This is a genomic window from Clostridium sp. DFI.5.61 (genome assembly GCF_024462915.1).
GTDB lineage: Bacteria > Bacillota > Clostridia > Oscillospirales > Oscillospiraceae > Lawsonibacter > Lawsonibacter asaccharolyticus.
Map to the genome: position 1 here is coordinate 42,682 of NZ_JANGBZ010000005.1, position 20,118 is coordinate 62,799.

Genomic DNA, 20,118 nt, shown 5'->3' on the forward strand with positions numbered 1-20,118 from the left:
GCGGAGCATAGCCCCGCCAATATGTATGGTAGGATTATACCATACACAGGCCGGGATTTCAATCATCTTCTGCGTTTTTTCTTTGGTTTTCCCCCCAGTACGCCCGCCAGGGCGCCGCCGCAGCCACAGGAGAGCAGCAGTCCCAGCCCGCCGTTGCGCAGATCCGCTGACTCATAGAACAGGAAACCGGCAGTGAGCAGCAGCAGGAACAGGATCAGACCTGCCCCGAAGCCCATCAGCAGGCTCCTGCCCCGGCCCTGACGGACGGCCAGCAGGCCGCCGGCGAGAGCCCCCAGGGCACAGGCCGCCATCACTGCGCTGTCCATCATCCCCTGCCCCAGCCAGCGGTTGGACACCGCCAGCGCACACAGGAACAGGATGGCCACCGCCGTCAGAAACGCCAGTGCGCCCCCCTTCAGCATCCCGCACATGGTCCCCAGCCAGGGGCTCTCCGCCTCTTCCCGCTTTCCTTTCGTTTTCACAAAAAACACCCTCCCCGCAAGTTCCAGGTATGGAATCTTATGCGGGAAGGGTGCTTGTCATGCCTGTCATTTCTGCCCCAGGGCACAGCAGCCCGGAAGCACGGCACGGAGTCCTTTACTTCGTGGTCTCGGAAGTCTGGGCCCCCTTGGTGGACACGGCCCACTTGGTGAATTCGATCCGCACACGGTCGGCACCGGTCTCGATAACGATGGTGTTCTCCTTCACAGCACAGATGGTGCCGATGATGCCGCCGATGGTGGTGATCTCGTCCCCAACGGTCAGAGAGTCCCGCATGGCCTGCGCCTGCTTCTTCCGCTTGTTCTCCGGGCGGATCATAAAGAAGTAGAGCAGCGCAAACATCAGGACTAACAAAACAATGCTGTACATCCCACTATCCAAGGTAGATTCCCTCCAAAAATTCGGTAGTGCTGCCAAAAGGCGTCTTTGTCATTATACCTGTTTCCCCTTCGGTTGACAAGCCTTTTTTGCAAATTTTCTCAAACCTGGTTTTACACGCCGGTCAGCGGAATTCCTTTCCCTCCCCGTCCAGCACCGCGCGGCGGTGGAAGGTGACGAAATCCGGCTGGAGATCTGGGTAAGTCTCGCAAAAAGCCGCCCGGATCAGTTCTGGATTCAGTCCCGGGTTCTGGGCCGCCAGCACCGCATCCAGGGTCATGGTGTCCCGCTGCACCTCCAGGTTCCAGCTGTAGATCAGAGGGATCAGGTCCACCTCGGTGAAGCCGGTCTTGGCCTTCTTCGACTTCTTCCGCACCACCAGGCTCTCCTGCCCCAGCAGGCGGCTCAGGGCGGTCTCTGCCTCCAAAGGCCGCCCCTCCTCGTACTCCATATTGATGATGTAGTTGACCCGAGACAGCTCCTTCACCGGCCGCTGGGCCGGATAGCAGCTATGGATCACGATGCCCTCCGGCATGGCGGCAGTGAGCCGCGCCGGCACCTCCTCATAGGATGCGCCCCCCACCAGCCCGAACTCCTGGATCTCGCACTGGCTGGAGTAGCCCACTGACAGAGGCAGCGCGATGGAGACGAAGGGGTGGGGATTGAAGCCCTCCGTGTGCCTGATCTGGATGCCGGAGCGGAAAAAGGCCCGCTGGAAGGTGCGCATCAGGTCCAGATGGGAGATGTACTTGGCTCTCCCAGTCTTGGAGAAGAGCAGGCGGTCAGCCATTGCACACCCCTCCTTTCAGCAGACGGTTGGCCCCGCAGCCGGAACAACGGGTGCGGCAGTCCGGGGTTGTCTGGGACTGGTAGCACAGCTCCCGCTCATGCCACAGGAAAGCGGGGGTCACCATGGGGTCGATGCGGCACCAGGGAAACACCTCGCTGCGCGGCCGCTCCCGGTGGGCGTAGAAGTCCCCATCCAGCCCGCAGGCCTCCAGGGCATCCATCCACCGCTGGTAGTCGAAATACTCGCTCCAGGAGTCGAACTTGGCCCCATGCTGCCAGGCCCACTCCAACACGTCGGCCAGGCGGCGGTCCCCCCGGGAGAAGATAGCCTCCAGATAACTGGTCTGGGGGTCGTGCCAGTTGTAGGTGATGGACTTGTCCCGCTTCAGGGCGTCCCGCAGCAGGCCCACCCGCCGCTGGTACTCCTCCACGGGGATCTGGGCCTCCCACTGGAAGGCCGTGTGGGGCTTGGGCACGAACCAGGAGGTGGACACCGTAATCCGCACCCCCCGCTTGGGGTTGGGAGTGTACTCCCTCCAGGCGAAATAGACCTTGCGGGCCAGATCCGCGATCCCCAGCACATCCTCATCAGTCTCGGTGGGCAGGCCCAGCATGAAGTAGAGCTTCACGCCGCTCCACCCGCCGGCGAAAGCGGTGCGGCAGGATTGGAGCAGGTCCTCCTCCCGCAGGTTCTTGTTGATGGCGTCCCGCAGCCGCTGGGTCCCCGCCTCCGGCGCGAAGGTGAGGCCTCCCTTCCTCACCCGCTGGAGCCGCTCCATCAGATTCATGGAGAAGGTGTCCGCCCGCAGGGAGGGCAGTGAGAGCCCGATGTCCCGGGGGGCGCAGTAGTCCAGCAGGTCATCGCACAGCTCCAGCAGGCAGGGATAGTCGGTGGAGGACAAAGAAGACAGGGTCATCTCCTGATAGCCGGAGTCCTCACAGGCCGCCTTTCCATACTCTGCGAGCTGTTTGGGGTCCCGGCTGCGCACCGGGCGGTACACGTATCCGGCCTGACAGAACCGGCAGCCCCGGATACAGCCCCGGAACAGTTCCAGCATCACCCGGTCGTGGACGATCTCTGTAGAGGGGATGATGGTCTTCACCGGGAAATAGGACTTGTTCATGTCCTCCACCACCCGCTTGCGCACCAGCTCCGGCGCGCCGGAGCCCTCCCGGATGCGCATCTCCTCCAGCGTTCCGTCGGGGCGGTAGACCGGCTCGTAGAAGGAGGGCACATAGATGCCCGGGATGCGGGCCGCCTCCCGGAGCAGCTCCTCCTTGGTCCAGTCCTCGTCCCGGGCCCGGCGGTAGAGGGCGATGTACTCCAGGGTGACCTCCTCCCCCTCCCCCAGCACGAAGAAGTCCACAAAGGGGGCCAGGGGTTCCGGGTTATAGGCGCAGGTCCCCCCCGCCACCACCAGCGGGGCCAGGTCCCGCCGCTCCTCCGAGCGCAGAGGCAGGCCCGCCAGATCCAGCATGTTCAGCACATTGGTGTAGGCCATCTCGTAGCCCAGCGAGAATCCGATAATGTCAAAGTCGCACAGAGGATCGCCGCTCTCCAGGCCGTACAGCTGGATGCCCTCCCGGCGCATCTCCTCCTCCATGTCTCCCCAGGGAGCAAAAGCCCGCTCGCACCACAGGCCCTCCACCTGGTTCATGGCCCCATACAGGATACGCATCCCCAGGTTGGACATACCGATCTCATAGGTGTCTGGAAAGCAGAGGGCATACCGGGTGTCCACCTGGGCCCGATCCTTCACCACCGCATTATATTCTCCGCCGGTGTAACGGGCGGGCTTTTGTACTTTTGGCAGAATACGCTCCAGTGTCCGGTTCATGATGTCCCTCCAGGTAACTCTCATTTCGAGTGCAGGAACCATTTTACCCGTTTCTGAAGCCCTTGACAAGACCTATTTCTTCCCTTTTTCCCCTCTTTTTCTTTTGCCAGCAGCCAGAGCGCCACCAGGAGGAGGGTAAAACTGCCTCCCCAGCCAATCAGGAGCACGCCCAGCGCCAGCAAAAAGGCGATGAGGACCCGGTCCAGGACCGCCTCCGCCTCCTCCGCAGCCGGCCCGATGGACATAGACAGCAGACAGTGCAGCGCCCGTCCCCCGTCCAGCCTGCCCACTGGAAGCAGATTGAAGCAGCCCAGCGCCAGATTCAGCCCGGCGAAGAGGGCCCCGCCCTCTGCCCGGCAGCACAGCCAGGCCGCCGCCAGGTTGGCCGCCGGGCCCGCCAGCGCCGCTGCCAGCTCCCCCGGATAGGACATGGGCCGCTCCATCTGGATCTCCGCCCCCACAGCCGTCAGCCGCAGGCGCCGCACCGATCCGCCCAGCCCCCAGATGGCCGCCAGGTGGCCAAGCTCGTGGAGCGCGCACCCTGCCAGGGCCGGGAGCAGGAGCCCCTGCTGGTCCGCATAGTTGCACCAGGCCATCAGGAACAGGAATCCGGGCGTGACCGTGATCCTCCCCCGCCCCACTCAGACGGCCTGCTTGTAGTCGATATAGTATGCCGGGTCCAGATGGGTCCCCGCGTATTTCAGCTCCAGGTGCAGGTGGGGACCAGTGGAGTTCCCTGTGGACCCCACCTCTGCCACCTTCTCCCCCGCGGACACGGTCTGTCCCGTGGTCACACAGATCCTGCTGCAATGTGCGTAAAATGATTTGATGCCGTTGCCGTGGTCGATTTGGAAATACAGTCCGTGGTCGTCGTTCTCCCCCACATACTCCACCGTGCCTGCGGCGAATGCCAGAATGGGGTCCCCCTGATAGGCGCCGATATCCACTCCGTTGTGAAATCTGTATTCTCCGTCAATGGGGTGGTCCCGGTAGCCGTAGGTGGACCAGAGGGGGCCGAACACCGGGGTCACGGTCTCCAGGTCCCCCAGGGAGATCTGGTCCATAGTATAGTTGGCCGGCAGCTCCGGGCCGTTATAATTGGCTTTCAGCAGCACCGTTCCCACCGCAGGCGCTGCCGTCTGGGCCTGCGGTGTCTGCTGGGCTGCCTCTCCCTCCGCCTGCTCCCCCGGCAGCCAGCTGTCGGGCACCCGGTCCAGCCGCAGATAGTGGGCGGTGAGCTCCGCCATGTCCGGCCGGCTGTTAAGGAAGCGGCTCTCCTCCTCCACCCCGCCAGCCAGGGCGGGAGATGCCTCTCCGCCGGAGTCCTGCCCGGACCCGAACACCTGGATGCAGAACTCCCCGATGTCTCCCAGCACGGAGTCCTGCTCCGCCAGCGACTCACCCAGGTCGGAAAATGCCGCCCGGAAATCAGTGTTGGAGCCGATCAGCGCCAGGATATCCTCCCCCAGCTGGTCCAGCCGCTGGGGAAAGACTCCCTTTCCGATGAACACGGTGAGGAACAGTGCCAGACACGCCAGCAGCTGGACCAGCCGGACACGCTCCCTCCTGCCGCTCTCCTCCTGTTTCCCTGTGCGCCTCCCCTGCGCGGCCGGTCTCCTCCGACGCGCCGCCTGTGTGGACTGGCTGTACATAGATGCCCCTCCCTGTCCTGTTTGATGGATACCCCCAATCTATTCCGAGAAAAGATGCTATATTCCTCTTGACAGATCTTAGAAAAGAAAATATAATAGATAAGCTAACTGCATCGGGGTGTGGCGAAGTTTGGTATCGCGCTTGGTTCGGGTCCAAGAGGCCCCGGGTTCGAATCCCGGCACTCCGACCATGGGTGAGTCCTTATAGGACTCACCCATTTTTTATTTAGACATTGGGAATGTTATATTTGAAAACTCTCACTTAATATGCTATTATTCTGTTAATAATAGTAGTATACTTTGTAGTCTGTCGCGACATAACAACTGTAAAATATATTTGCGAGGTAAGTGCTATGGGAAAAATTCTTGGAATCGCCATAAAAAACTACGGGTCGCTTAAAGATATTAAAATGGGACAATTGTATTCGGGACAGACAGGTGTACCGCTCGGCAATATGGTTGCGATTATTGGCCCTAGTGGAAATGGAAAAAGCACATTAGCTGATGCCTTCGGTTTTATTGCTGATGCACTTACAACCGATGTTGAGAGTGCTTGTGATGCTAGTAATCGGGGCGGATATGACAAGCTTGTTTCGCAAGGAAGCAATGGCCCTATACACTTTGAAATCTATTATAAAGAGAATAGTAATTCTCGTCCAATAACATATGAGTTGACAATCGGAAAAGACAAATATGATAGGCCTTATGTAAAGGACGAAAGGTTGCGTCAACGTAGACCGGGAAACAAAAGTGGTCGGCCTTTATCGTTCTTGTACCTCATCGATGGAAAAGGGTATGCATTTGAAGGCGCTGAAGGGGGGCAAGACGACGAAGGAGTCGTAACCGGAAGTAAAGTAGATGTCGAATTAAGTGATATCCGTAAGCTGGGAATTGTAACGCTTGGCGCAATGAAGCAATATTCAAGAATAGAAAAGTTCCTGACATTCTTAAAGAGCTGGTATCTGTGTTATTTTACTCCCGATACTGCAAGACAAATTCAGACAGCGGCCCCTGCTCCGTATTTAAATCGTACAGGGAGCAACCTGAATAACGTGGCGCAGTTTATGTATCGTGAGAATCCTGGTGATTTTAAGAGAATTCTCACGAGCATTCAAACAAAAATTCCTAATATAAAGAAAATCGAACCTGTAAAACTTAAAAACGGACAAATGGTACTAGAATTTTGGCAAAATGGATTTAATGAGCCCTTTTTTTCCCAGCGAATGTCAGATGGTACCTTGAAATTGTTTGCTTATTATATGCTCTTGCATGAAAAGAATCCCCGCCAATTAGTTTTTATCGAGGAACCTGAAAATGGCCTGTACCATCAATACTTGGCTGATTTGGCTATTGAAATGTCAAAAAATGTAGGAACAGGATACAATAAGCAGCTATTTGTTACGACGCATAGTCCATTTTTTGTTAATGCACTTTCGCCAGAACAAGTCTGGGTCTTAGATAAAGGGGCAGACGGCTTTTCGACTATAAAGCGCTCATCTGAATATGATTTTGTGAGTGACTTGGTTCAAGAAGGCGCATATATTGGCGACTTGTGGAATGATAAGTACTTTGGCTGAGGAGGAATGCATATGCATTTTCAGTATCTTGTTGAAGATCAGTCAGGTGCTGCGCTTATTCGAATTTTGATGCAAAAAATCGTGGAGCCTTACCCAAATGCAACGTATGATTGCAAAGGTTTTCGAGGGATCGGTGGATTCACAAGAAAAAATACGATAAAAGAAACAAAAACAGGAAAGTTACTCAACGATTTAGCAACATACTTGCGCGGCTTTGACAGAAGCCTTCAAAGTTTTCCTTCTGTAATCATTGTTGTCTTAGATAGCGATGATCACGATGTGCAACAATTTCGATCTGAATTAGAAGCTGTCGCAATGCAGAACATGATAAAGATAGATCATGTGTTTTGCCTTGCGGTTGAAGAAATTGAAGCATGGCTGCTGGGCGATAGGCATGCACTTTTGTCCGCATATCCTCATGCAAAAATGCATGTATTAAATACTTATGTTCAGGATAGCATATGTGGAACTTGGGAAGTACTCGCTGATGCTGTCTATCCGGGTGGAACTTCGAAGTTATCCAGAGAGCATGCCTCCTTTATTGAAATCGGAAAGTTGAAAGCTGAATGGGCGCAAAATATAGGAATACATATGGATTTGAAATCGAACGAATCGCCGAGTTTCAATGATTTCATTCATGAGATTGAAAGGCGCCTTGTTTCATAAACCCTCGTCATAAAGGTACTCAACGGGTCTAATATTTCAAAAGTAACATGCACAATGCCGCCCGTTGTCCTGTTTGGGCGGCGTTGTTCTTGTCATTTTAGATTTTTAGAATAAATACCTCTTTCCGACTGCCAGCAAACCGTTGATATATCTGCGTTTTCTGAAATCCTATAATTACACTCCGACCAAATTGGAAAGACCGTCGACGTTTATCGGCGGTCTTTTGCTATGCCTGTGTGCATGTGGAATAGTAGGAATATTCATAACTGGAAATCCTATAACTACACTCGAACGCAAAATTGAGTGACAGGATTTTTAATAAATGATATACCAAAAGTAACTCTATGAGATTCTTGATTTTAAAATTTGAGAGAGGAGAATATAGATATGGATATAGAGTATTTTTTCTATGTCGATGATAGCACTCTTCAGCATCTGCGTCCGGCCACAAGCGATGAGCGCAAGTGGTATCACTCATTAGCACAGGAGCTGGGCCCCTATCAGAAGAATATTGACCGTTTTCAGAGGGTAGAAGATCGATTTTCTGCATTAGCGGAAATCCTGGAAGCCCCTGAAAAAAACGCCGCAAAGTTAGAACGTAACGCAAAGGATGCTGTGGCAAATTTCTTGTACTCTTTCAACGAGTGTCTTGATCATTGGAGAACCTATATAGTCAGAGCTTATGGCGAGGGATCCAACTATTTTTCCGCTTATCAAAAGCTGACCACGCTTGCCTTCGATACTTACGATGAGTATAAAATTACATATGCCCTTCGAAATTTCCAACATGTAGACGATGTTTTTGACGGTATATCCGTGCGTTTAGGCATGCCCGCGCAGATATATGCACATCGTCAACGGTTGCTCGACAACTCCCGCTTTACCGCTCCCCAGCGCGCCGCTTTTACCAAACTGGAAGAGTGCTTCGATTTGTTCCCGATTTTTAAAACAGCAAAAGAACAACTGGAGCAGATCGAAAAGAAGCTGATGTTTTATACAGTGACTCCAGAACAAGAAAATAAGGCTATTGACGCCTTGAAATTTAAAGAGGAACTCTGCGGGCCGCACGGAGTGCTGTTATTGGGAGAGCTTTTAGATCCAAACGGAAATGAACTCGAAGCAACAGACAGCACCATCATAAAACTAGCGCAGGAGCAGTCAGAAGCCTCTCTGTCCTATCAGGATGAAATTCCTTGGGGAGTCTGCAGATTACTGCAGCTTTTTCAGGGAACAAACTATCAGGACATTTGACCAAACTGCCTGACGGCCTTAGTTCCTCTCAGGTTTTATCATCACATGTCCCCTGCCGCTCCCCCTAACTTCCCGAGTTGCTGTTTTTCTCTTCCTGAGGTATAATGGGCAGGCCGGGCGGCGCTGTTAGGGCGCGCCCTGGGTTCCGGCGCGCTGTGTGACATGGGCACCGGCACCTTCTCTCCGATCCGGCGCCGCCTTCATCCATCTCAAAACACAGGAGGTCTGATCCATGCTCGCCTACACCTATCTGGAGCGGGGGAAATTCGCCCTGCTGGACAAGCCAAAGCCGGTCCTGCTGGACCCCGGGGACGCGGTCGTCCGGGTCACGCTGGCCAGCATCTGCACCAGCGATCTGCACATCAAGCACGGCTCTGTTCCCCGGGCGGTACCCAGCGTCACGGTGGGACACGAGATGGTAGGCGTGGTGGAGGAGACAGGCCCGGACGTCCGTACCCTCCGCCCCGGAGACCGGGTGGCCGTCAATGTGGAGACCTTCTGCGGCTCCTGCTTTTTCTGCCGACACGGCTGGGTCAACAACTGCACCGATCCCAGCGGCGGCTGGGCCCTTGGCTGCCGCATCGACGGCGGGCAGGCGGAGTATGTCCGGGTCCCCTATGCCGACCAGGGGCTGACCAAGATCCCTCACGCCGTAACGGACCGGCAGGCCCTGTTCGTGGGGGACATCCTGGCCACCGGATACTGGGCCGCTCAGATCTCCCAGATCTCACCGGAGGACACGGTGCTCGTCCTGGGCGCCGGCCCCACCGGCCTGTGCACTCTCCAGTGCGTCCTGCTGGAAAACCCCAGGCGGGTCATCGTCTGTGAGCGGGACCCCCAGCGCCTGGCTTTCGTCCGTGCCCACTATCCTCAGGTGCTGGCACTGGAGCCGGAGGGGCTCCGGGAGGCGGTCCTGGCCCACAGCGCCCATAGAGGGGCGGATGTAGTGCTGGAGGTAGCGGGCAGCGAGGACACCTTCCGTCTGGCCTGGGAGTGCGCCAGGCCCAATGCGGTGGTGACGGTGGTGGCCCTTTACGACCGGCCGCAGCTGCTCCCTCTGCCCGACATGTACGGCAAGAATCTCACCTTCAAGACCGGCGGGGTGGATGGTTGCAACTGTGCCCAGACCCTGGACCTGATCGCCGCCGGGAAGCTGGACACCACTTCCCTCATCACCCACACCTACCCTCTCAAGGACATCGACGCGGCCTACCAGCTCTTCGAGTCCCGGCGGGAGGGCGTCATCAAGGTGGCCATCCAGCCCTGACGCCTCCCCAGCCATCCTACGACAGATCGCTCCCCAGGGAGCGGGAGGAACCTTATGGATACCATGACTCTGACTCTGAACCACGCCTCCGTCCCCGCTGTCCTCTACGGCTCCCCGTCCCCTCAGGTCTGGCTCTGCCTCCACGGCAAGGGCGGCCGCAAGGAGGAGGCCGAGTCCTTCGCCCAGGTGGTCTGCCCCAAGGGCTGGCAGGTACTGGCCATCGACCTGCCCGGCCACGGGGCACGGTCCGGCGGGCCGGAGCTCTTCACCCCCTGGCACGCTGTCCCCGAGTTGAGAGACCTGCTCTCCCTGTCCGGACAGAAGTGGAACCGCCTGGCCCTCCGGGCCGTCAGCCTGGGGGCCTGGTTCTCCCTGCTGGCCTTTCAGGACCGCCCCCTGGACCGAGCCCTCTTCGTCTCCCCGGTGCTGGACATGGAGCGCCTGATCCAGGAGATGATGTCCTGGGCCGGGGTGACCGAGTCACGCCTGGAGGCCGAGGGAGAGATTTCCACTGAGTTCGGTGAGACCCTGTCCTGGCCCTATCTCCAGTACGTCCGCGCCCACCCTGTCTCCCGCTGGGAGACCCCCACCCGCATCCTCTGGGCCCAAAAGGACCATCTGGTGCCCCGGGACACAGTGGACCGCTTTGCCCGCCGCTTCCGCTGCTCCCTGACTGCGGCGGAGGGGATGGAGCACTGGTTCCATACCCCGGAACAGCTGGCGGTTCTGAGGCAGTGGGAGGATGAGAGCACATGAAGATCCTCATCTCCCCCGCCAAAAAGATGCGGACCGACACCGACACGCTCTCTCCCCAGGCTCTGCCCGCCTTTCTCCCAGAGACGGAGCGCCTGCTCTCCGCTCTGCGTTCCCTGTCCCGGCAGGAGCTGAAGCAGCTGTGGCGGTGCAGCGATGCCATCACTGATCTGAATGTGGAGCGGCTGGCCCGCATGGAGCTGGGGAAGGGCCTCACCCCCGCCCTGCTCTCCTATCAGGGCATCCAGTATCAGTACATGGCCCCCGGTGTCTTTGAGACCGGCCAGTTCACCTATCTTCAGGAACATCTGCGCATCCTCTCCGGCTTTTATGGCATGCTCCGCCCCTTCGACGGCGTGACGCCCTACCGCCTGGAGATGCAGGCCCGTCTGTCGGTGAACGGCTGCCCTGATCTGTACGCCTTCTGGGGAGACAGGCTGGCCCGAGCGCTGGCCGGAGAGGCCGGCTTGGTGGTGGACCTGGCCTCCCAGGAGTACAGCCGGGCGGTGCTCCCCCACCTGCCCCCCTCTGTGGAGGTGCTCACCTGCACCTTCGGCGAGCTGCGTAAGGACGGCCGGGTGGTGGAAAAGGGCACGCTGTGCAAGATGGCCCGGGGGCAGATGGTCCGATGGATGGCAGAGCGTGGCGTCCGCCGGAGCGAGGAGCTGAAAGACTTTCAGGATCTGGGTTACCGGTATGACGCCGCCCATTCCGGGCACGATCACTATGTCTTTCTCAAGGAAAAAGAGGAATTTTGAACATACTGGAAGCTGGGATGGCTGAAAAACGACCGGGTTTGGCGCTCTTGCCAAACCCGGTCTCATATTACCTGCGCTGATGGAAGCGATGTGTTTGTCAAGTCTACCTCCCCCGCTGTTAAATCAGCCACCCCAGTTCGAGGGAAATGGGCGTCAGTCTGGTGTCCGGACGGACGGCTTCCCCGTGGAAATCGCTGCCTGCTGTGATATGGAGCCCATATTTTTCCGCAAGACGCAGATAGGCGGCAGTCTGTCCCGGGGTATGACGGGGATAGAAGCACTCCAAACCGTCGAGCCCCTTCTCCCGCAGGGTGCGGAGGGTCTCCTCCAATCGATCGTCCGCATAGCCCAGCTGGTAAGGGTGTGCCAGCACGGCCCTGCCGCCGGCGCTGTGGACGGCGGCGATGCACTCCGCGGCGCCGGCCTTCCAGTGTTCGATGCGCTGATATTCATCGGAATCCAGATAGCGGTCGAATGCTTCCCGGAGGGAGGTGACATACCCGCGCCGGAGCATCACCTGGGCGAAGTGAGGCCGGGCGACGACCCCGCCGCCTGCCAGCGCCTCCACTTCCTCCAGGGACACATCCATACCCTTTTCCCGGAGAAAGTCCACGATGCGGAACTTCCGCTCGTCCCGGCTGGCGCGCAGCTTGCGGCAGAGCGCTGTCAGGGCGGGGCACTCCGGGCCGAGGTGCAGGCCGAGTATGTGCATGTGCCGGTCCTCGGCCGCCCCCAGCTCCACGCCGCGCAACACTGTAAGGCCCAGGGCCGTGCCCGCCCGGACCGCCTCCTCGGCGCCGTCAATGGTGTCGTGGTCGGTGACCGCCAGCACCTGGATGCCGGCGGCGGCAGCCTTTTCCACCAGCGCCGCCGGCGCATACTGCCCATCAGACGCGGTGGAGTGGGTGTGGAGGTCTGCCAGGACGGTCATGCTTTCATCTCCTTGCGGATAGCAACGATCCGTATCACCGGCGGGTCATCATTTCCGTAGGGGGCGAAGCCGGTCCGCTCCTGTGCGTACTCCACGCGGAACCCCGCCTCCTGCAGAGAGGCGGTCAGCTCCTCCATGACGATGAAGCGTCGGTAATGATTGTTGTAGAAGAACGCGTTTTTCTCCTGGGGCTGTCCCCTGCCGTACAGCGGATCATGGACGCCCCGCACCTCGATGAAAAACTTTCCGCCGGGCTTGATCGCGCGGTGCATGGCCAGCAGCAGCATCCGCTCCTGCTGCTGGTTGATGGCGTGGATGGTAAAGCGGCTGTACGCATAGTCATAGCTGGCAGGCCGGTGGATGGGGGCGTTGATAAAGTCCCCGCAGAGGAAGCGCGGGTTGTCTCCGCCCCGCTCCCGCAGCGTCTGAATGGCCGTGTCTGACAGGTCAATGGCGATGACAGAGAGGCCCAGGGAGGCAAAGTAGAGGGCGTCCCGCCCGTTGCCGCAGCCCAGGTCCACCAGGGTCCGTCCCGGTTCCACCAGAGTGGCGGCATACCGGGCAAAGGGGGAGGGGTCCATGGGACAGAGGCCGTCCTGATAATAGCGGTTCCAGTAGTCCCGGTTATCGATGGGGTTTTCGACGATGTTGGGATACAGGACCCGCTCGATCTCCTCCACCGCCTCCAGAGGGGTGCGTTCTCCGTCGTTCTGAATGATCAGATCGGGGGTCTGGGGCTCGTCAAAGGGCAGGTCCACCCCCACCACATTGTGCCCCCCGGTGTAGAGCCCCTTCTGGTTCCGGGCCAGCAGGGTCTCCGGCTTCACCCTCAGATAGATCTCCTTGTAATTGGGGATATTGGCCCGGTTCCAGGCCCGGACGCTCTGATACATGGCGATGGAGCAGCACACCACGTCGATGCCTTGGTCGGAGAGGAGCTTACACACCCGGAAGATCCGCCCCGCCCATCGGAGGCGCTCGTCGTTGGTGTAGCCCACATCCTCACCGAAGGCCACCCGGATCTCGTCACCGTCCAGATAGACCGCGTTGGGCTTGGTGTTTTTGAGCCGCCGGTAAAAGAGGCTGCCTACGGTGGTCTTGCCCGCGCCGGAGAGGCCGGTGAAAAAGTAAACGGTTCCCTTGTGTTCCATGTGGTCCTCCTCAGTGATAGAGCGGCTGTTCCAGCAGGGCCGGGTCCAGCTTGAGCGGCGTCATCATTTTCAGGGGCTGACCATCTTCATTGATAAAACGCAGTCCCCGCATCAGAAGCTTGGAAACGTGCAGCCGGTTGGAATCCAGGCCGGAGAGGGTATCCTGAATACGCCGTTCGATCTCTTCCTGATCCAAGGGAGCTCCAGTTTTCTGATTATGAGTATTCCGGTATAGAGATTCCCAAGAACGGCTGATAAACCGGTTGAGAGTGGTGAATCTGGATATTTTTTTCGTCACCCACTCTTCATCGACCGGCTCGCCCTTATAATAGTGAAAATCATATCCATAGGTTTCATAGACATCGCGGAGGAAGTATTCCAGAAATGCCCGCTCATCATCATTTGCAAACTCATCATAGGTCCGATACACCGTAGCCGGGTCAAAGCCGCGGGCATTTCCGGCCAGAGATTCCGGGTCGATGCCGCTGGCCCCGGAGCAATAGGTCATGCTCTGGGTGTAGGGGAGGTCAAGGAACTCCGCCAGGGCAGTAAAGGTGGCTTTGGGGTTCAGCTTGCCGTCCTCGAAGCGCACCAGGACGCTGTCCCGGTAGAGTCGATCCCAGGGGTCCACCATAAAGCTGCGGTTGAGCATGCGGGCGGTCAGGTCATCGGCCACAATACGCCCTTCTTTTTCAATTTGCGGCTCCATGAAGCGAATGGTCGCGGCATAGCTGGTGGTGGGACGGCGGATGGGGGTGAAGGTCTTGATGTATTTGAAGTTCTGGAACACAGCGGAGGAACGGATGCGGTCGTACTGCTCCGAGTGGAGCACGGTCTTGTTGCTCTTCGTGTCCACTGAGATATCATACGAAATATTATAAAAGTGGGGCTGGAAGAAGAGGATCGGGGTGATGCGGGAATCGGGATCGAGGCTGCTGTTGCTTTCCTGCTGGTTTAAAAAATAGGCAACCAGCAGGTCCTTGTCAGTGGGATGTTTGATCTGGAGGAGCTGACGGTCGGTGGCGGTCTCCAGCCGACGCTCGCGCACCCGGCGGCGCATCTCGTCCAAAAGGTTGTCGATACCATCCAGAATAACGGATTCATAGGCCAGAAGATTGGGGTGCCCATAAAAGATCTCGTTGAAGAAGTCGCCGCCGTTGTGGGCCGCCAGCTGGGTGTGCCAGATCAGGCGGTTCACCTCCCGGATGCCCACCGGGCGCACCGGGTAACGGCTGTAATCGATATGGAACCGAGCCTGAAAATCGATGGGATATTGGGCAAGCTCGTCCTCGATCAGGAAAACAAGCTTCTCTTCCTTCAGCAATTTTTTGAAGGACAGACACTGGAGATGGGCGCAGAAGGTCCCCCAATCCGTGTAGTGAAGGTAGATATGATTCTCCCGGCCCACCCACTCACTCTTGCGCACCGTGTCGTTCAGGTACTCCAGCTGATACTGGGAGTACACATCTGATGCCAGTACAGGCTTTTCGAGGTCATGGAAAAAATTTCGGTCGATCACTGGAGTATGGAAATTCACATAGTCGGAAAAAAGGCCGCTCTTCCAGTCAAAGGGAAGATAGCCGTCATCGTCATAGGGGTAAAATTGAATAGGCAGGTCCTCAAAGGGAAGAAAGTCTCTCCGAAACAGATAGGGATAGCGGGAGAGCAGTGTGCAGTTCTCCTCATACTGCCTGCGGAGAGCTTCCACATTGGGCAGGTAGAAGGCCTGGGTCATCAGCTCCAGCAGTTCCTTTTGAAAAAGGCCCCGGCGGTAAAGAGACAGGAAGCTGGTATAGGCCACCCGGTAGTCGCCTTTGGAAAAGAGAAGATAGCTGGCGGCCTCCAGCTCCTCCTCCGGGGACAATCCTGCCGCCTGGAGCGCCAGGGTGTAGGCCCGCTGGGCGTCCGCCGTCTGTCCCAGCTCCGCCAGCCGGCGGGCGATTTTGATCGTATCCATAGAAAAACCTCACGGTCCGCAAGTATTCCTGCGAGGGGCCAGCGCCCTCCGCGCCTAAAAAACGGGGGCCGGGCACTGAGCCCGGCCCCCTGTGGTCGCTGTTCCAGAACAACTGCCCGGGATCACTGCAGCAGCTGCAGCACACCCTGGGGCACCTGGTTCGCCTGGGCCAGCATGGCCTGGGCGGACTGGATCAGAATGTTGTTCTTGGTATAGGCCATCATCTCGTCGGCCACGTCGGTGTCGCGGATGGTGGACTCGGCATCCTGGATGTTCTCCTGCATGACGGACAGGTTGTTGATGGTGTGGTCCAGACGGTTCTGGGTGGCGCCCAGGGTGCCGCGGACGTCGGAGACATAGTTGATGGCACTCTTGATCATGTTCAGAGCCTCGGCGGCGCTGTCCTGGTCGGAGATATTCATGTCGGTGAGATTCAACGCGGCCACATGGCAGTCGTTGATGGAGACCTCCAGCTGGTTGAACGTCTCGCTGGTGTCGCCGATCTGGAGGGTCAGATCCTTGCCCGCCTTGGAGAAGGTGGCCTTGGAGGCAGTACCGCCGATGGTCACGCCGTTTACCTTGGCAGCAGACTTCAGAGCGTCGAAATCCTTAAAGGTCTTGCCGTCAGCGCCTGTGGCCTGGCTCGCCCAGGTATAGGTAACGCCGTTGATGGTGACGGTGTCACCCGCCTGGAAGTTACCAGACAGGTTGGCCGTTCCGCTAGCAGCGGTGATAGCCTGGCCATTCACTTTACCAGTGACGCTGCCTGCATCGATAGCCACCGTGGTGCCGTCCTTCATGGAGCCGTCCAGCAGCTTGATGCCGTTGAAGTTGGCGGAGTCGGCGATGCGGTCGATCTCGCTCTTGAGCTGGTCGACCTCCTTCTGGAGCTGATTGCGGTCGGTGGCGTCCTCATAGGTGCCGTTGGCGGACTGCTCGGCCAGCTCGTACATGCGGTTGAGCATGTCGTGGACCTCGGTGAGGGCGCCCTCGGCGGTCTGCACCAGGGAGATACCGTCCTTGGCGTTGTCCTGGGCCTTGTCCAGGCCGGTGATCTGGGCGCGCATCTTCTCGGAAATGGCCAGACCCGCGGCGTCGTCGCCGGCCCGGTTGATCTTATAGCCGGAAGACAGCTTCTCCAGGTTCTTGGACAGGGCGCTGGTGTTGTTGCTGTAGTTGCGGTAGGCGTTCATCGCCATGATGTTGTGCTGAATACGCATAGTGATTTCTCCTTTATTTTTGATATTCCCGGACGGTTCCTTCCCTCCGGTCCGCAGGGGTGGATGGTACTATTCAGACAGGGCCCCGGTCTCGTCCCGGTCCTGTTTGAATCTTGATGTATGGGGAGGTGTCTTCTTCTGGCGCAGCTTACGGATGCAGTCGGGCGCCCCGCCGCTGGACTCCACCAGCTTTCCCCGCACCACAGGGCACTCCCTGGGCGCCTGAACGGCGAGCCGCGTCACTTCACCGGCCTTGACGACCTGGATCACGATATCCTGTCCGATGGTGATGTATTCGCCGGAGCGCACTCCCAACACCAGCATGCTCTTCCCTCCAAACGCCCAAGGCTTTTCCAAGTCCAGAAAAGTGTACTCAGATAGACGAAAGAAAAAAATCTTTTCTCTCTGTAATACTTAACTTTTCCGCCGGAATGCCGAAGTACATAACAGAGACCCAGGAGCAGACAGAAGTCTATCTGAGTACACTTTTTGGGACTTTTCTTCCTACTCCCTCTGGCACGCCCTCTTCTCCTGCAGACGTTTATACAGCGTGCTGCGCTTCATTCCGCAGACTTCCAGAAGCTGCCCCTCACTTATCTCCCCATTTTTCCAGGCCGTGTAGAGTGCCGGGAAATCAGGAGGTAAGTTTTTCTTTTTTCTCCCCCAGCGCTTCCCGCTGGCCTTCGCCACGGCGATGCCCTCCGCCTGTCTCTGACGTATGTTTTCCCGCTCTTTCTGTGCCACATAGGCCAGTATCTGCAGCACCATGTCGGCCAGGAATTTCCCGGTGAGGCTCTGGTCCTCTCCCCTCCCCCTGGTGTCCAGGAGAGGAAAGTCCAATACCACGATATCCACCTTCTTTTTCCGGGTCAGCAGCCCCCAGTGCTCCAGGATCTCCTCATAGTTCCGCCCCAGCCTGTCGATGCTCTGGACAAAGAGCGCGTCTCCCTCCCGCAGCTTGCGGAGCAGGCGCTGGTATTCCGGGCGGTTGAAATCCTTCCCGCTCTGCTTGTCGATGTAAAGCCTCTCCCTGGCGATCCCCGCCTTCTCCATGGCATAGAGCTGCCTCTCCTCATTCTGACTCTTTCCCGACACCCGAACATATCCATATTCCACGCTTTCCGGCTCCTCCTCTTTCATCGCCCCAATTCAGATCGATGCGGCAGAGAACGCCCTGCATAAACAAGCCGCACCAAATGGGAATCGGGAAGTTCCATCAAAAACCCCGTCCCAAATATGAATTTGGACGGGGTCCTTCTTATTATATCAAAAACCGAAAGCGCCCTGCGGAACATGCACTGCCCGTTTTTTCCAGGGGCCTTTTCAGTCGGGGCCCGGCGGGCTGACCGCCCCTGTTTTGAGGCTCAGAAAAAACAGCCCACAAAAAACGCAGTTTAAGGTTGACATACGGCTCAAAATATGGTATGCTTTCATTCGCCTCTGAGTTGGAGATCAACAGGGAGAGATGTCCGAGTGGTTTAAGGAGCCGGTCTTGAAAACCGGTGACTCGCAAGAGCCGTGGGTTCGAATCCCACTCTCTCCGCCACCTCTTTCCTGACGAGGCGCTATTGATAGTTGCAGAAGTACCCAAGTGGCTATAAGGGGCTCCCCTGCTAAGGGAGTAGACGGGTTAAACCGTGCGAGGGTTCGAATCCCTCCTTCTGCGCCAGCTCGTGGCAAGCGACATATCGCTTGCCACGAGCCTTTTCATTTCAATTGCAAAGCTCATCGCGCACTCATTCTGCCGCTCCCTTGCTCCTCCGTTCCAAATCGAATCCACTGCGTTTGGCTTCGATTTGGTGCCGCCCATCGGTCCCCGGAGCTTTTTGCAGGAGGGCTTTTCCCACAAACTGAGAGGACCGCCCATGGGCATGGGCGGTCCTCCTTTTTCCACATGTATCACCACTTCCGGGCCAGGACCGGCTCCGGCAGCACATTGCGGGTGTGCCGGATCTCCTCCCAGACCGTAGTCTGCTTGAAAAAGCTCCCGATGGTGATGGGGAGCCAGCTCAGCAGGAAGAGCCAATAGACCAGCAAGCTCTTCCAAAGGCGGCGGTCCCACTTTCTCTCCACTGTCAGCACCAGGGCGCCGCTCAAGGTGGCGAACACCGCCGTCAGTCCCACGTTCAGCAGGATCGCACCGCAGAACGCCCCTGCCGCGAAGGTGAAGGGCCGTCCGCTCAGGCCGGCCGCCGCGGCCGCGGCCAGCGTATTGACCACCGCCACCAGCTGATAGGCCGGGATCAGCATCGTCATGCCTATGTCCAGAAGCGCTCCCCGGGGGGCCGCTGTCATCTGGCGTCCGGTCCGTGGCAGGTACTGCCGCGCCACCTGGATGGTGCCACTGCTCCACCTCCTGCGCTGCTTTACCGACTCCCGGTAAGTCAGGGGCTGCTCGTCATAGGTGACGGCCAGCGGCACCCAAGCCACCTGCACGTCCGCCAGCACGCACTGGGCGGTCATCTCCAGGTCCTCGCTGATGGTCTCCGTCCGCCAGCCCCCCAGCTTCTTCAGAGTAGAGGCGGCCACCATGAAGCCTGTGCCGTTGATCATGGCGGACAGCCCCAGTCCGGCTTTCCCCTGGTTGTGAAAGCGGTCCATCATCCAGTAGTAGATGGAGTAGCATCCCGAGATGGCGCTGTCATAGGGATTTTTGCTGTCCCGATAGCCCTGGGCCGCCCGGGCCCCGGCCCGATATGCATTGTTCATCTCCTTCAGGAAGCACCGGTCCACCACATTGTCCGCGTCAAAGACGCAGAAGGCGTCATAGTGCCGCCCGGAGAGCTGCTCCTCCGCAAAGCGGAGCACCTCCCCCTTTGACCGGACCGGCACGGTGCACTCCAGCACCTCCGCCCCGAACTGTCGGGCGGCCAGCGCTGTGTTATCCGTACAGTTGTTGGGGATCACATAGATGTCATACAGCTCCGCCGGATACTCCTGCTCCAGCAGGCTGTTGATCAGCGGACCAATGACCAGTTCCTCGTTTCTGGCCGCGATCAGCACCGCGAACCGGGTGCCGGCGGGGTGCCGGCCGTAGTCCATGGGCCTGCGCCAAGACATCAGGCCCGTCAGCAGATAGTATCCGCCCCACAGAGAGATCCCCACCGACAGCGCGGCGGTCAGCACCAGGACCGTCCTGACCAGGATGATTTCCAGATTCATGCGCTCGCCTCCTTTGCTGGTTCGAGTGTACCAGACGTTTTTTAAGGACAGGCCCGGGATATGGTTAAGATTTTATAAAAAGTTTCTTAATTTCCCAGTTTAATTCCATATTTATGTCATCCGACCCATATTTACATTTTGTTTATTTGACAGTTTTTTCTGGTACTGCTATAATAAAGTTGTAATGTTACCCAATTTTCTACCTGGAGCAGAGGGCTCTCCCCCTCCATCCCGCACCTGATACCTGAAGGGCGCCCCTCCGGTGCC

The 20,118-nt window shown here is 57.9% G+C and carries 19 protein-coding genes and 3 tRNA genes; 9 read left to right on the plus strand and 13 right to left on the minus strand.

Going from position 1 to position 20,118, the window contains the following annotated elements:
* Nucleotides 1-62 precede the first annotated feature (62 nt).
* From NE584_RS04195 to NE584_RS04220, 6 genes are all read right to left on the minus strand, one after another.
* On the minus strand, nucleotides 63-482 hold the full coding sequence (locus NE584_RS04195; RefSeq protein ID WP_050624886.1) for a TIGR04086 family membrane protein: 420 nt from the start codon (nucleotides 480-482) through the stop codon (nucleotides 63-65).
* A 115-nt stretch (nucleotides 483-597) separates the two neighbouring features.
* On the minus strand, nucleotides 598-870 hold the full coding sequence (gene yajC / locus NE584_RS04200) for a preprotein translocase subunit YajC (protein WP_050624887.1): 273 nt from the start codon (nucleotides 868-870) through the stop codon (nucleotides 598-600).
* Between the two features lie 133 nt (nucleotides 871-1,003).
* Nucleotides 1,004-1,669 (minus strand): TIGR03936 family radical SAM-associated protein, encoded by a 666-nt coding sequence (locus tag NE584_RS04205; RefSeq protein WP_256181911.1) that lies wholly within the window; start codon nucleotides 1,667-1,669, stop codon nucleotides 1,004-1,006.
* Nucleotides 1,662-3,506 (minus strand): TIGR03960 family B12-binding radical SAM protein, encoded by a 1,845-nt coding sequence (locus NE584_RS04210; protein ID WP_050624889.1) that lies wholly within the window; start codon nucleotides 3,504-3,506, stop codon nucleotides 1,662-1,664. The genes NE584_RS04205 and NE584_RS04210 overlap by 8 nt, the downstream gene beginning before the upstream one ends.
* Nucleotides 3,507-3,526: 20 nt before the next feature.
* The gene (locus tag NE584_RS04215) at nucleotides 3,527-4,147 is read right to left on the minus strand and encodes a site-2 protease family protein (protein ID WP_256181913.1); all 621 of its coding nucleotides are present in this window, start codon (nucleotides 4,145-4,147) and stop codon (nucleotides 3,527-3,529) included.
* Entirely contained in the window at nucleotides 4,148-5,158 is a 1,011-nt protein-coding gene (locus NE584_RS04220; RefSeq protein WP_256181915.1) for a M23 family metallopeptidase, read from the minus strand.
* 114 nt (nucleotides 5,159-5,272) lie between these two features.
* On the opposite strand from NE584_RS04220, the gene NE584_RS04225 reads away from it, so the two are divergent.
* The 7 genes from NE584_RS04225 to yaaA all read left to right on the plus strand — a co-directional run bounded on the left by NE584_RS04225 (nucleotide 5,273) and on the right by yaaA (nucleotide 11,430).
* Nucleotides 5,273-5,349 (plus strand) — tRNA-Pro (locus NE584_RS04225).
* Between the two features lie 162 nt (nucleotides 5,350-5,511).
* Nucleotides 5,512-6,735, plus strand: a complete 1,224-nt coding sequence (locus tag NE584_RS04230; RefSeq protein WP_108981180.1) for an AAA family ATPase — start codon at nucleotides 5,512-5,514, stop codon at nucleotides 6,733-6,735.
* 12 nt (nucleotides 6,736-6,747) lie between these two features.
* Nucleotides 6,748-7,401 (plus strand): DUF4276 family protein, encoded by a 654-nt coding sequence (locus NE584_RS04235; protein WP_256181918.1) that lies wholly within the window; start codon nucleotides 6,748-6,750, stop codon nucleotides 7,399-7,401.
* A 387-nt stretch (nucleotides 7,402-7,788) separates the two neighbouring features.
* The gene (locus tag NE584_RS04240; RefSeq protein ID WP_256181920.1) at nucleotides 7,789-8,652 is read left to right on the plus strand and encodes a hypothetical protein; all 864 of its coding nucleotides are present in this window, start codon (nucleotides 7,789-7,791) and stop codon (nucleotides 8,650-8,652) included.
* 232 nt (nucleotides 8,653-8,884) lie between these two features.
* Nucleotides 8,885-9,919, plus strand: coding sequence for an alcohol dehydrogenase (locus tag NE584_RS04245; protein ID WP_256181922.1), 1,035 nt, complete (start codon nucleotides 8,885-8,887; stop codon nucleotides 9,917-9,919).
* Nucleotides 9,920-9,973: 54 nt separating this feature from the next.
* Complete coding sequence (locus NE584_RS04250) at nucleotides 9,974-10,675, plus strand: carboxylesterase (RefSeq protein ID WP_367981993.1); 702 nt, start codon at nucleotides 9,974-9,976, stop codon at nucleotides 10,673-10,675.
* Entirely contained in the window at nucleotides 10,672-11,430 is a 759-nt protein-coding gene (gene yaaA / locus NE584_RS04255) for a peroxide stress protein YaaA (RefSeq protein WP_108981176.1), read from the plus strand. Before NE584_RS04250 ends, yaaA begins: the two co-directional genes overlap by 4 nt.
* A 118-nt stretch (nucleotides 11,431-11,548) precedes the next feature.
* Here the strand turns inward: yaaA and NE584_RS04260 are convergent, their stop codons facing one another.
* The 6 genes from NE584_RS04260 to NE584_RS04285 form a co-directional block, all read right to left on the minus strand.
* On the minus strand, nucleotides 11,549-12,361 hold the full coding sequence (locus NE584_RS04260) for a PHP domain-containing protein (protein ID WP_256181926.1): 813 nt from the start codon (nucleotides 12,359-12,361) through the stop codon (nucleotides 11,549-11,551).
* Nucleotides 12,358-13,512, minus strand: coding sequence for an adenylyl-sulfate kinase (locus NE584_RS04265; RefSeq protein ID WP_108981174.1), 1,155 nt, complete (start codon nucleotides 13,510-13,512; stop codon nucleotides 12,358-12,360). Before NE584_RS04265 ends, NE584_RS04260 begins: the two co-directional genes overlap by 4 nt.
* Before the next feature lie 10 nt (nucleotides 13,513-13,522).
* Complete coding sequence (locus tag NE584_RS04270; RefSeq protein WP_108981173.1) at nucleotides 13,523-15,469, minus strand: hypothetical protein; 1,947 nt, start codon at nucleotides 15,467-15,469, stop codon at nucleotides 13,523-13,525.
* Nucleotides 15,470-15,591: 122 nt separating this feature from the next.
* Nucleotides 15,592-16,689 carry a flagellin gene (locus NE584_RS04275; RefSeq protein WP_256181930.1) on the minus strand — a complete coding sequence of 366 codons (1,098 nt, stop codon included), beginning with the start codon at nucleotides 16,687-16,689 and terminating at the stop codon, nucleotides 15,592-15,594.
* A gap of 69 nt (nucleotides 16,690-16,758) precedes the next feature.
* Nucleotides 16,759-17,013 (minus strand): carbon storage regulator, encoded by a 255-nt coding sequence (locus NE584_RS04280; RefSeq protein ID WP_108981171.1) that lies wholly within the window; start codon nucleotides 17,011-17,013, stop codon nucleotides 16,759-16,761.
* 180 nt (nucleotides 17,014-17,193) lie between these two features.
* Nucleotides 17,194-17,805: a recombinase family protein gene (locus NE584_RS04285; protein WP_301578371.1), complete on the minus strand. Its 612-nt coding sequence runs from the start codon at nucleotides 17,803-17,805 to the stop codon at nucleotides 17,194-17,196.
* A gap of 343 nt (nucleotides 17,806-18,148) precedes the next feature.
* Between NE584_RS04285 and NE584_RS04290 the strand changes: the two genes are divergently transcribed.
* Both NE584_RS04290 and NE584_RS04295 read left to right on the plus strand, forming a co-directional pair.
* Nucleotides 18,149-18,235 (plus strand) — tRNA-Ser (locus NE584_RS04290).
* Nucleotides 18,236-18,266: 31 nt separating this feature from the next.
* Nucleotides 18,267-18,358 (plus strand) — tRNA-Ser (locus NE584_RS04295).
* 230 nt (nucleotides 18,359-18,588) lie between these two features.
* Here the strand turns inward: NE584_RS04295 and NE584_RS04300 are convergent.
* Nucleotides 18,589-19,851 (minus strand): glycosyltransferase family 2 protein, encoded by a 1,263-nt coding sequence (locus tag NE584_RS04300; RefSeq protein WP_108981169.1) that lies wholly within the window; start codon nucleotides 19,849-19,851, stop codon nucleotides 18,589-18,591.
* Nucleotides 19,852-20,118: the final 267 nt, after the last annotated feature.